The following is an 11,937-nucleotide window of genomic DNA, read 5'->3' on the forward strand; positions in this document are numbered from 1 at the left end:
GGCCGCTGAGGGTGACACGGCGGGCTCCGAGGCCCAGGCCGCCATCACGTATGGATGAACGATAAACCATTCGAGGGTCGTTCCGGCAACCGGACACCGGTCTAGGTGACCCGTCTCACGCCGTCCTCCTCCACCGGATGCTCCACCGCAGGCGTCACCGGCTGCTCCACCGGACGCGCGCCCGGCCGCACGATCTCGTCCAGCACCCGCAGCACGGCCTCGTACGCCCGCGCGCCGGCCGCGGCGTCCCGGGCACGGTCCGGCTCGGTCGCCGCGAGATCCCGCGCGCGGTCCGCCCAGCGTGCCTGCTCCTCGGCCGCGCGGTCCCGGCCCCGCCGGATGCGCCGCAGCAGTTCGTCCGCGTCCACGACATCGGTCATGGGGCGCGGGTACCCCGTCCGGGCGCGGTGATGACTTCCGTACACACGGTGTTTGAGGGCGCCGCTGGTGGTCAGCCGAAGAGGGAGAGAACGCGACTCCGGCACCGTCCGGGGCTCGCGACTCCGGCACCGTCCAGGGAGGGAAGGGATGCCAGAAACGTACTCCATACCCGTCGGCGAGGCCCACCACCGGCCGCCGTGCCGACCGGCCGACGCCCGTCGCACGGTACGGCGCGTGGTCGCCGAACGCTGCCGGGCCCGTCACCAGCCGCTCGGCCCGGGAGCCATGGACGACGCGCTCCTGGTCACCTCCGAGCTCACCACCAACGCGATCCTGCACGGCGGCGGCATCACCGGCTTCGACGTCGACGTCGACTCCGCCGGGGTCCGGGTCTCGGTCAGCGACCACAGCACCGACCTCCCGGTCATGCGGACGCCCGCGCCCGGCCATGTCCAGCGCCACGGCCGGGGCTGGCCGATCGTCTGCCACCTCGCCCGCGACGTACGGGTCAGCGAACTGCCCTGCGGCGGCAAGCGCATCACCGCGGTGGTCCCGCTGGCGTGAGCCCGCGCGTCACCCCTCACTTGTGGCTCTCACACCCCTGTGACCTCGGCCTTCACCCCGCTCACCGGATTCCTTCCGACAAGGGTGTTTGCCCCCGGGGCGACGGGCAGACGGAATCTCGTGCTTCGGACCGGAGGCGCAAGCCCAGCGGGTGCTCCGACCGCTGGGGCCCCCTCCGGGCGGTCCCGGCATACCCGCGGCGAACCTGACAAGAACCGTTCGGGCCTCGACCGGAATCCCCTTTTCCGGCGGCGCCCCGACACCACGTTCAGGAGCGATTCCGCATGCTGACCGATATGTCGACAGGCCGTCCCGGCACGCCCGACCCCGCCCCTCACACCGCGCGCCGGAGCCATGACGACGCCCCGGAGACCGCGGAACTGTTCACCCGTCTCGCCGATCTGGACGAGGGTCCCGAGCGGGACGCCCTGCGCGATGAACTGGTCGCCGCCTGGCTGCCCATGGCGCACCGCATCGCCGGCCGGTTCCGCGATCGCGGCGAGTCCGTGGAGGATCTGCGCCAGGTGGCGGCGCTGGGCCTGGTCAAGGCCGTCGACCGGTACGACCCCTCGCGCGGCGCCTTCGAGAGCTATGCCGTGCCGACCATCACCGGCGAGGTCAAGCGCCACTTCCGGGACCGGATGTGGGCGCTGCGGGTGCCCCGCCGGGTGCAGGAACTGCGCAACCGGGTGCGGGTGGCCCGCCGGGAGCTGACCCAGAACCCGGGCAGCCCCGAACCCACCAATGCCGCGATCGCCGCCCACACCGGGCTCACCGAGGACGAGGTCGCCGCGGGCCTGGAGGCGCTGGAGAGCTTCAGCACCCTGTCGCTGGACGCCGAACTGGCCACCGGCGACGACGGCTACAGCCTCGCCGACACCCTGGGCGCCACCGACACGTCGTACGACATCGTCGTCGACCGGGAGGCCGCCAAGGAGGGCCTGCGCCGGCTGCCCGAGCGTGAGCGGGCCATCCTCTACATGCGTTTCTTCGAGGACATGACGCAGAGCCGCATCGCCGATCAGCTGGGCATCTCCCAGATGCATGTCTCCCGGCTGATCAGCCGCAGCTGCGCCCGCGTCCGCGACGAGGCGGTGGGCCGCCGCTCCGGCGGCGCCGAGTGAGCGCCCGCCGGGCCGACGTCCGCCGGGTGACCCGTCACCGCTTCTTCGCGGGCGATGCCTCCGGTCGCAGCCCCAGCGGGCGCGCGAGACCGGAGACCGCCTCGTCCAGGCGTTGCAGATGCCGCAGCACCCGGTCGGTCACCCGGCCGTAGCGCGGTGTGCGCAGGGTCCCCGGCTCCAGCATCGAGGCGATGCTGGAGCCGGTCTCGATCTCCCCCTCCGCGCGCGGGTCCGCCACCTGGGCGGCGATCGTCTCGATGTTCCGCACGATCCGCGCGGTCGCCGCGCGCAGCCGGGGGTCCGCCGCGATCGAGGGGTGCGTGGGCAGCAGCTCCGCCGTCGCCGCGAGGGACCGTCCGTGGTAGGCGCAGGTCTCCAGCAGTGCCACCACATAGCGGGCGGTGTTGCGCCGGGCCCGCATCGGGGTGATCGGATGCGTCAGCGGCTGGGTGGCGGAGCGCAGATCGGCCAGTGCCTGGTCCAACTCCCGCGCCTGTTCCACCAGATCGCCGCCCCACCCGCCGCTGAGCTGGTCCACCGCGCCCCGGGTGACCTGCGCGAGATGGTCGAGGACCTCGACCAGCAGCTCGTTCGTCCGCCGGTCCGTGTGGATCGGCAGCACCACCGCGGCCGCGATCACGCCGCAGGCCGCGCCCAGCGCCGTCTCCTCGATCCGCAGCACCAGCACGGCCGCGGTGTAGGTGTTCAGCAGCGTGTACAGCAGGCCCAGCGCGGCCGTCACGAAGAACGACATCAGCGTGTACGACAGCGGCGCGGTGTAGAACATCGCGAACACCAGCAGCAGCACCAGCGCGAACGCCGTCCAGGTGTGGTGCCCGACCAGACCGGCGAGCCCGATACCGGCGATCACACCGAGGACCGTACCGAGCAGCCGCCGGTAGCCCTTGACCAGGATCTCCCCGGTGGACGCGGTGTTGATGAACACGATCCAGCAGGTCAGCACCGCCCAGTACCAGCGCTGGCTGGACAGCAGCTCGCCACCGAGGATGGCCAGCGAGGAGCCGACGGCGATCTGCACGGCGGCCCGGGTGGTGGGCCGGCGCAGCCCGCCCGGCTCCGTCTCCTTGGGCTGGATCTCCTCGCTGATCTCGATCGCGACGTCCTCCGCGTCCAGCTCCTCACGGGAGCGGGCGGTGGCGGGGGAGTCCTCGGAATCGTCCTGCGGCCCGTCGAGCGCGAGCCGCAGGCCCAGCGCGGCACGCGCCGTCTCACCGAGGCCGCGGAAGACGTCCTGCACGGCCGGGGCGGCCTGCGGCAGGTTCTCCTCCTCGCGATAGCCGAGCAGCCGGTTGCGTACATGCGCGAGCGCGGTGCCCGCGGCCTCGCCGGCCGGGCGCAGCGCCAGCAGCCGCAGCGCCTTGAGATCCCGGCGCAGTTCGGCCCTGGCCTCGTCCCGCACCGGCAGCTCGCCGCCCGAGGGCAGCGGGGCGCCCGGCAGATGCAGTGTGAGGGTGTCCGTGCGCTCGGCGCTGCGGGCCGTGAGCAGCAGCAGACCGAGCCGTTCCGCGGCGATCTCGGCGTCCGCGATCCGGCGCTGGAGCAGCCGGGCCATCGTCTCGTCGGAGGTGCCGTCCTCCAGCCGGCCCTGGATCAGCAGCGCCGTCTCGTGCAGCCGCGCGGTGCCGGTGCGCAGCTCCTCCAGGACCTTCTCCGCGTCCTCGGGCCCCGCGTCCAGCAGCTCGATCTGGGTGTCGATCAGCTGCGCGAGCCGGGCCCGGAACGCCTGCCGCAGCCGGTCAAGGGTGCCCGCCGGGGTCTGCGGCAGCAGCACGAACCGGGCCAGCGCGGCGCAGCCGAACGCCGCCGCGACGACGCCGTACAGCTGCGGCAGCAGCTCCGGGGTCGCGTGCACGAACAGGGAGAGGAAGTACGTCTGGAAGCCGATCAGCCCGAGCGCGTGACCGCGGTCGCCGAACCGGCGGCTGTAGACCGCGCTGAACATGAGGGCGACGAAGAACAGGTCACCCACGACGACGTACCGGCTCAGCAGGGTGCCCAGGGTGACCGAGACGAGCGCCACCGGCAGCCCGATCGCGAGCGTGAGGGCCTGCTGGTGGCGTTGCTTCTCGCGGATCGCGAACGTGGCGACCATCGCCGCGATGGCCCCGGCGACCAGCAGCGGCACCGGGGCGCCGAACGCGGCGAGCACGGCGAGGGTGAGGGCGATCGAGACGACCGTGCGCAGCCCCGCGGTCAGTCTGATCAGCCCGGGATCCCATGCCGCGACCCGGTCCCAGATCCGTACCCGCCCCGACCGTCCCGCTGCCCTCACGCCGCCGCGCTCTCCCGTCCGTGCACCCGTGCCAGATCCGATCTTTGCTCCAGCATCGCACGTGGGTCCGGATCGGCCGCCCTCGGCCAGGGCGGCCACCGGCGCGTCGGCATGCGGTTCTCGGTGATCCGGGTCACATCAGGGGCTGTTGACGCCGCCCTCCACCCGGGCCCGTACCTGCTCCGGCGTCAGATACGAGTCCGTGAACTCGAAGTCCTTCAGCCGGGCGGGCTTGCGGGCCTGGAAGCCGGTGCGCACGAAATCGTCGCCGGCCAGCGCGTTCAGCGTCCAGTTGGTCATCACCCGGGCCTTGGCCACGCCGGTGCGCAGCGCCGACCAGTGGTAGCCGCGGGCCACCGCCTGCGCCGGCATCCCGCGCAGCTCGATACCGAGCGGCTTGGACACGGCGTCCTTGCCACCGAGGTCCACGACCAGGCCCAGATCCTTGTGGTGGTACGGCTGGAGGGGCTCGCCGCGCAGGGTCGCGATGACGTTCTCGGCGACCCGCTTGCCCTGACGCGAGGCGTGCTGCGCGGTCGGCGGGCAGACCGCGCCCTCCTGGCCCTTGGCGAGATCGGGCACGGCGGCCGAGTCGCCGAGCGCGAACACCCCGTCCTGCCCGGGCACGGTCAGCTCGGGATCGACGGCGAGCCGGCCGCGGACCGTCTCCGCGCCCAGCGTGGCGATCAGCGGGCTGGCCACCACCCCGGCGGTCCAGATCAGGGTGTGCGTCGGCACCACCCGGCCGTCGGTGAAGGTGACCTCCTCCGCCCCGGCCTTCTCGATCGACACCCCGAGGGACACGTCGATGCCGCGCCGCCGCAGGATCTCCTGCGCGCTGCGGCCGAGCTTGTCGCCCAGTTCGGGCATCAGCCTGGGCGCGATGTCGATCAGATGCCAGCGGATCAGCCCGGGGTCCAGGCGGGGATAGCGCCGTACGGCGGCGTGCGTGAGCCGCTGGAGGCAGGCGGCGGTCTCGGTGCCGGCGTACCCGCCGCCGACCACCACGAACTGGAGCCGCGCGGCCCGTTCGGCCGGGTCGTCGCTGGCGTCGGCGAGGTCCAGCTGGGAGATGACGTGGTCGCGGATGTACGCCGCCTCGGCGAGCGTCTTCATGCCGAAGGCGTGCTCGGTCAGGCCCGGGATGTCGAAGGTGCGGGTTACGCTGCCCGGGGCCAGCACGATGTAGTCGTACGGCTCGTTGACGATCTTGTCGGTGATGGTGCGCACGACACAGACCTTGGCCTTCAGGTCCACGCCGATCGCGCCGCCCGGCAGGATGCGGGTGCGGTACCGGCGGCTGCGGCGCAGGGAGAGCGCGATCGACTGCGGTGTCAGCACACCGGAGGCGACCTGGGGCAGCAGGGGCAGATAGAGCTGGTAGGAGAGGGGCGTCACCAGGGTGACGTCGGCCTCGTCGGGGGCGAGCTTCCGCTCCAGGCGGCGAACGCACTCGACTCCGGCGAAGCCTGCGCCGACCACCAGGATCCTGGGTCGTGTCACGGTGTCCATCCCTTTCTGCGGTTCCGGGCGGTGGTCCGACTCGACGCCGTTCGCATACCCCGGAGCGCGGCGCACCAACTCCGATACCACCGTGAGCCGGGTCGCCGCGCCAGCCGGGTGCGGCACGCGGTGGAGTAACCGGTCGACGCCGGGTTACACCTCGCGGCCCTCACCAGGGCAGGAACACATGGATGTCCTTGCCGGCGTCGTGCACCACCACACTGACCTGGCTGCACAGCGTGTGCACCAGGTGCCAGCCGATGCCGCCGCCGCCCGTGCGCGGGTGGAAGGGCCGGGGTTCTGGTCTGGTGGTGCTGGTGTCGCGCATCGTCACATGCACCCCGTCGAAGGTGCGCCGCATCCGCAGATCGAACGGGCCGGGCGCGTACTGGATGACGTTGGCGGCGAGTTCGGTCACCACCAGCAGGATGTCGTCCCAGTATTCGTGCTCGCCGGGCGGCGCGACCCGGGCCAGTGCGCCCAGGAAGTCCTCCGCGGCGAGCCGCGCCTCCGTGACGTTGCGCAGTTCACCCGCGAAGGAGAACTCACGCTCGTACGTCTCCTCCGAAGGCGGTGTCTCGTCCCCACGCGGCTCCGTCGTCATCTCCGCATCCCCCGGCCTCGGCCACAAGGGGCCCCTGTGCTGCCCCTGCGGCCAGGACGGTCGTCGTCGCTGATCTCTCGCTGCGCTGCGGGTTCCCACAGCCGGGCCGGATATCCGTCCGGCGATCCGTCCGTCTGATCGCCTCATGGCACGGCTTCACCGGCTGCGAACAGCCCGTCGCGCGGCGCGAACGGCTCCGCAGGACACCGTAGACCCTGCGGCCCCCGGCGCGGCACACCGCCCTGTCGGCCGCCGCGACGGGCCGTGCGCAGGATTGGTGAGGTGGGCGCCCGGTGGGGACTCGGGGGGCATGAGTGCAGACATGAGCCATGTGAGCCCCGATCCGGATCCCGAGAGCACCACCGGACTCGAACCCGGTGGCTCGGTGCCGCCCGGCGAGACCCCGCCCGCGGAGAGCAGCATGCCCCAGGCCGCCGTGCGCGAGCGGGGCGCCACCCAGCGCGGCTGGGCCAAGGCCCCGCTGGCGCTGATCCTGACGCTCGTGGTGCTGTTCGCCGCGTTCTTCCTGGTGTACGCCCTGATCCTGATCCGCTGACCGATCCTGACCCCACCGACCGCTCGGGTTCCACCGAGTGATCGGGTTCCACCGACCGGTCCGGTTCCCTTGACCGATCCGGTTCCCTTGACCGGCCCGGCCCGGTCGGCAGCCCGGCGCCCACGGAGCGATCCGGCGGGCCGCTCACTCCTGCGTGGAGCGCACGCACTCCGTGACGACGTCCCGCAGGGTGCCGCCGCCCTCCACGATCCGCCGCTGCTCGCGCGCGCCGTTGCCGTGCCGGAGCAGATCCTCCACGCCCTTCTCGGCGCGGTCCGTGTCCCCGTAGGCGTCGAGCGCGTCCCCGACGGTGTCCAGCAGCGCGTACAGCACCCGCGCGGCGGGCCGGGGCCGCAGGGAAACGGGATCGAGCAGCTTCTCGTCGAGTCCCGAACGCGCCGCCTGCCAGGAGGCGAGCCGCAAAAGGCTCACGCTGCGGTCGGGCGCCGGCCGTCCCGCCCGCCAGTCCCGGGCGGCGGTCTCCACCAGGCCCCGGGTCAGGGTCGCGACGAGCAGCGCGGTGTCCGCGCGCAGACACACGTCCGAGACCCGGACCTCGACCGTCGGATATCTCGCCGACAGCCGCGCGTCGAAGTAGACCATGCCCTCGTCCAGGATCACCCCGGTCGCCACCATGTCCGCCACCCGCCGGTGATAGCCCTCCGGCGAGCCGAACAGCTCGGTCGGTCCGGCCGAGGGCCAGCGCGACCACACCCGGCTGCGATAGCTCTCGTAGCCGCTGTCATGGCCTTGCCAGAAGGGGGAGTTGGCGCTGATCGCGGTGAGCACCGGGAGCCAGGGCCGCAGCCGGTCCAGGACCGCGGCGCCCTCCTCGTCGGACTCCACCGACACATGCACATGGCAGCCGCAGACCAACTGGTCACGGGCGCCGATGCCATAGCGCTCGGACAGCCACTGATAGCGCTCGTTCACGGTGAGGGAGGGGCTCACCGGCAGCGGCGAGGTGGCGAGCGCGGCGACCGCGCAGCCGATCTGCCCGGCGTGCCGGGCCGCCTCCTTGCGGCAGCGCACGATCTCGTCGCCGAGGTCCGCCATGTCCGACTGCGGATGAGTGGCGAACTCCAGCATCTGCCCGAACAGTTCCTTCTCGAACACGTCCTGCCCGGGATCGTCCCGGTCGGCCCGTGCCAGCACGGGCGCCGCCAGCGCCTTCGGGTCGCCGCTGTCCGGATCGACCAGAAGAAGCTCCTCCTCCACTCCGACCGTGCGCACTCGGTGCCGCCTCTCCGCCCTGTGACCAGGAGCAGCCAGGGTTCTTCATGAACCCCGACTGCCCCTGCGGCGGACGCCGACACCTGTGCCTTCAGCGCGCGGGGCCCAGGAACACGGTGGCCAGCGGCGGAAGCGTGAGCCGCAGCCCGCCGTCGGCCGGTTTCAGCGCCCCGGGCGCGCCGACCGGGATGCCGCCGCCCCCGTAGCCGACGTCGTCGGTGTTCAGCAGCTCCCGCCAGGCCGGCACCTCCCCGGGAACCGGCAGCCGGTAGTCCTCCCGGACCACGGGCGAGAAGTTCGACACCGCGAGCAGCGGGGCGCCGTCGGCCGCGTACCGCAGGAACGCGAAGACGTTGTCCTCCGCCCTGTCGCCCAGCACCCAGCTGAAGCCGGCCGGGTCGGTGTCCCGCTGCCACAGCGCGGGCGTCGCCCGGTACAGCGCGTTCAGGTCCCGCACCAGCGCCCGCACGCCCCGGTGGTCACCGGCGGAGTGGTAGTCGTCGGCCAGCAGCCACCACTCGGGCCCCTGCTGCTCCGCCCACTCGGAGCCCTGCGCGAACTCCTGCCCCATGAACAGCAGTTGCTTGCCCGGATGGGCCCACATGAAGCCCAGATAGGCACGGTGGTCGGCGCGCCGCTGCCACCAGTCGCCCGGCATCTTCGACACCAGCGCCTGCTTGCCGTGCACCACCTCGTCGTGCGAGATGGGCAGCACGTAGTTCTCGCTGTAGGCGTACACCATCGAGAAGGTCATCTCGTTGTGGTGGTACTTGCGGTGCACGGGCTCCTTCTGGATGTACTGGAGCGAGTCGTGCATCCAGCCCATGTTCCACTTCAGCCCGAACCCGAGCCCGCCGCTGTCGGTCGGCCGGGTCACCCCGTCCCAGGCGGTGGACTCCTCGGCGATGGTCACCACACCCGGGCAGCGCCGGTAGACCGTGGCGTTCATCTCCTGGAGGAACGCCACCGCGTCCAGGTCCTCGCGCCCGCCGAACACGTTCGGCTCCCACTGCCCGGAGTCCCGGGAGTAGTCGAGGTAGAGCATGGAGGCGACCGCGTCCACCCGCAGGCCGTCGATGTGGAACTCCTCGCACCAGTACACGGCGTTGGCCACGAGGAAGTTGCGCACCTCGGTGCGGCCCAGGTCGAACTCGTACGTCCCCCAGTCGGGGTGCTCGGCGCGCGTCGCGTTCCCGGGCTCGTACAGCGGGTCCCCGTCGAACCGGGCCAGCGCCCAGTCGTCCTTGGGGAAGTGCGCCGGCACCCAGTCCATGATCACGCCGATGCCCGCCCGGTGCAGCGCGTCCACCAGGTACCGGAAGTCGTCCGGCGAGCCGAGCCGGGGGGTGGGCGCGTAGTACGAGGTGACCTGGTAGCCCCAGGAGCCGCTGAACGGATGCCCGGCCACCGGCATCAGCTCCACATGCGTGAAGCCCATCTCCGCCACGTACGCGGGCAGTTCGTCCGCCAGCTGACGATACGTCAGTCCTGGTCGCCAGGACGGCAGATGCACCTCGTACACGGAGAACGGCGCCTCGTGCACGGGGAGGTCACCGCGGTGCGCCATCCACCGCTCGTCGCCCCACGCGTAGTGCGAGACCGTCACCACCGACGCGGTGTCCGGCGGCACCTCGGTGCGCCGGGCCATCGGGTCCGCCTTGAGGAAGCGGTGGCCGTGGCGGGAGGTGATCTCGAACTTGTAGCGGTCGCCCTCGCCGATCCCGGGCAGGAACAGCTCCCACACCCCGGACGCGCCGAGCGAGCGCATCGGGTACTGCGTGCCGTCCCAGTACGTGAAGTCCCCGGCCACCCGCACCCCTCGGGCGTTCGGCGCCCACACGGTGAACCGGGTGCCGGCCACGCCCTCATGGGTCATCGGCTCGGCGCCGAGCGCCTGCCACAGCTGTTCGTGCCGGCCCTCGCGGATCAGGTGCAGGTCCAGTTCGCCGAGGGCGGGCAGGAAGCGGTACGGGTCGTGCACCTCCCGCTCGTCCTCGTCGTACGTCACCAGCAGGGTGTACGGCGGGATCTCCGGGTAGGGCAGCACGGCCGCGAACAGCCCGCCGCCCTCGGAGACGAGCGGGTTGGCCATCCCGTCGACCAGGACGCTCACCGCCCGCGCGTTCGGGCGCAGCGCCCGGAACAGGGTGCCGCCCGGCACCGGGTGGGCGCCCAGCAGGGCGTGCGGATCGTGGTGCGCCCCGGCCAGCAGCCGGTCACGCTCGGCGGGGTCCAGCGCGGTGGCCGCGGCCTGTCCGGGGCCCGCGGTCTCGGGCGGCGAGGTGTCGCGCAGTGCCATGTCCTCAGCCTCCCCACACCGCGAGCCGCTTGATCGCGGCCATCGGTACCGGCAGCCAGTCCGGCCGGTGTCTCGCCTCGTACAGCACCTCGTACACCGCCCTGTCCGTCTCGTGCGCGCGCAGCAGCGCGTGCTTCTTGCGTGGGTCCCAGCCCGCGCGGGCCGCGTAGCCCGCGCAGAACGCCTCCCGGCAGCGGCGCGCCCACTCGGGTCGCCAGGGGCGGCGCTGCCGGGCCGCGTAGTCGAAGGAGCGCAGCATTCCCGCCACGTCCCGCACCGGGGACTGCGGGGCCCGCCGCTCGGTCAGCGGTCTGGAGGGCTCGCCCTCGAAGTCGATGACGAACCAGTCGCGGCCCGCCCGCAGCACCTGCCCGAGGTGCAGATCGCCGTGGATGCGCTGGGCGGGCGGCCCGGTGTCGCAGGTGGCGAGCGCCCCGAACGCGGCCCGCAGGCCGGGCACGAACGGCTTCAGGCCCGGTACGGCGTGCGCGGCGGCTTCGAGGCGGGCGCACATCGCCTCGGCGGTACGGCCGTTCTCGCCGGGCCCGGCCGGCGGGAACGCCTCGGCCAGCGCGAGGTGCACCTCGGCCATGGCGCGGCCCAGTTCGCGGGCCTCGGCGGTGAAGTCGTCACCCGCGGCGAGCGCGCCCAGCGCCAGTGTCCAGCCGTCGGTGGCGTCCGGCAGGAACGGCTGGAGCACGCCGAGCGTGGCCGGGCGCGGCGCGCCGGTGCTGAACCAGGCGACCGGCGCGGGCACCCGGGTGCAGCCCTGCGCGGCGAGCGCCGCCGAGACCTCCAGGTCGGGGTTGACGCCCGGTTGGATACGGCGGAAGAGCTTCAGGATGTACGCGTCGCCGTAGACCAGCGAGGTGTTGGACTGCTCGGCGTCCAGCAGCCGGGGCGGCAGGCCCCCGGGCACCAGGGCGGCGGGGTCCGCCTCGAAGCGCAGCGGGCCGGCGCCGCCCGGCCGGCGCAGCCGCTCCAGGAGCAGGCTCGCCGAGCGGGGGTCGTAGAGCGCGTCGTAGACCGCGAGCCCGGCCAGCGGGCCCGCGGTGGCCCGCCCGATGAACGCCCGCTCCAGGCGCGGCGCGAGCTGTTCGCGCACCCCGAGCAGCAGCTGGTAGCAGTCGCCCGGCGGGGGAGTGCCGCCGGGGGCGGGCACCGGCGCGTGCGAGGCGTGCACCAGCAGATGCAGACACCCGGGGAACAGCTCGGTCACACTGAGCACCGACAGATCGGTCACGGGCCGGTCCTTGCCCGCGAACCAGCGCTGGCGCGGCAGCCACTCGCGCAGCAGCCCGCCGAGCGAGGCGAGGGGGCCGTCGGCTCCGGCCGCGGTTCTCGGCCGGAGGGTGATGGTCTTCGGCATGGTGACGCGTC

At 72.9% G+C, this 11,937-nt stretch carries 10 protein-coding genes; 3 read left to right on the forward strand and 7 right to left on the reverse strand.

Translation table 11 applies throughout. The features are described 5' to 3' along the window. Positions 1-101: 101 nt before the first annotated feature. A complete protein-coding gene (locus GHR20_RS32825; protein ID WP_148025902.1) occupies positions 102-380 on the reverse strand; it encodes a hypothetical protein in 279 nt (92 codons plus the stop codon). 148 nt (positions 381-528) lie between these two features. On the opposite strand from GHR20_RS32825, the gene GHR20_RS32830 reads away from it, so the two are divergent. Beyond that, complete coding sequence (locus GHR20_RS32830) at positions 529-945, forward strand: ATP-binding protein (RefSeq protein WP_153815254.1); 417 nt, start codon at positions 529-531, stop codon at positions 943-945. A gap of 284 nt (positions 946-1,229) precedes the next feature. Continuing rightward, the gene (locus GHR20_RS32835; protein WP_148025900.1) at positions 1,230-2,069 is read left to right on the forward strand and encodes a SigB/SigF/SigG family RNA polymerase sigma factor; all 840 of its coding nucleotides are present in this window, start codon (positions 1,230-1,232) and stop codon (positions 2,067-2,069) included. Positions 2,070-2,103: 34 nt separating this feature from the next. Here the strand turns inward: GHR20_RS32835 and GHR20_RS32840 are convergent, their stop codons facing one another. From GHR20_RS32840 to GHR20_RS32850, 3 genes are all read right to left on the reverse strand, one after another. After that, positions 2,104-4,362 carry an FUSC family protein gene (locus tag GHR20_RS32840; protein WP_241670819.1) on the reverse strand — a complete coding sequence of 753 codons (2,259 nt, stop codon included), beginning with the start codon at positions 4,360-4,362 and terminating at the stop codon, positions 2,104-2,106. Positions 4,363-4,500: 138 nt separating this feature from the next. Continuing rightward, positions 4,501-5,874 carry an NAD(P)/FAD-dependent oxidoreductase gene (locus tag GHR20_RS32845; RefSeq protein ID WP_194859050.1) on the reverse strand — a complete coding sequence of 458 codons (1,374 nt, stop codon included), beginning with the start codon at positions 5,872-5,874 and terminating at the stop codon, positions 4,501-4,503. Positions 5,875-6,034: 160 nt separating this feature from the next. After that, complete coding sequence (locus tag GHR20_RS32850; protein ID WP_111583419.1) at positions 6,035-6,469, reverse strand: ATP-binding protein; 435 nt, start codon at positions 6,467-6,469, stop codon at positions 6,035-6,037. A gap of 322 nt (positions 6,470-6,791) precedes the next feature. Between GHR20_RS32850 and GHR20_RS32855 the strand changes: the two genes are divergently transcribed. Then, on the forward strand, positions 6,792-7,025 hold the full coding sequence (locus GHR20_RS32855) for a DUF6480 family protein (protein ID WP_153816227.1): 234 nt from the start codon (positions 6,792-6,794) through the stop codon (positions 7,023-7,025). A gap of 144 nt (positions 7,026-7,169) precedes the next feature. Here the strand turns inward: GHR20_RS32855 and GHR20_RS32860 are convergent, their stop codons facing one another. The 3 genes from GHR20_RS32860 to GHR20_RS32870 all read right to left on the reverse strand — a co-directional run bounded on the left by GHR20_RS32860 (position 7,170) and on the right by GHR20_RS32870 (position 11,926). Next, positions 7,170-8,258 carry a glutamate--cysteine ligase gene (locus tag GHR20_RS32860; protein ID WP_111583417.1) on the reverse strand — a complete coding sequence of 363 codons (1,089 nt, stop codon included), beginning with the start codon at positions 8,256-8,258 and terminating at the stop codon, positions 7,170-7,172. A gap of 91 nt (positions 8,259-8,349) precedes the next feature. Then, the gene (gene glgB, locus GHR20_RS32865) at positions 8,350-10,557 is read right to left on the reverse strand and encodes a 1,4-alpha-glucan branching enzyme (RefSeq protein WP_111583416.1); all 2,208 of its coding nucleotides are present in this window, start codon (positions 10,555-10,557) and stop codon (positions 8,350-8,352) included. A 4-nt stretch (positions 10,558-10,561) separates the two neighbouring features. Continuing rightward, complete coding sequence (locus GHR20_RS32870) at positions 10,562-11,926, reverse strand: maltokinase (protein ID WP_153815255.1); 1,365 nt, start codon at positions 11,924-11,926, stop codon at positions 10,562-10,564. Between the last annotated feature and the right edge of the window lie 11 nt (positions 11,927-11,937).

Source organism: Streptomyces sp. SUK 48 (genome assembly GCF_009650765.1).
Classification (GTDB): domain Bacteria; phylum Actinomycetota; class Actinomycetes; order Streptomycetales; family Streptomycetaceae; genus Streptomyces.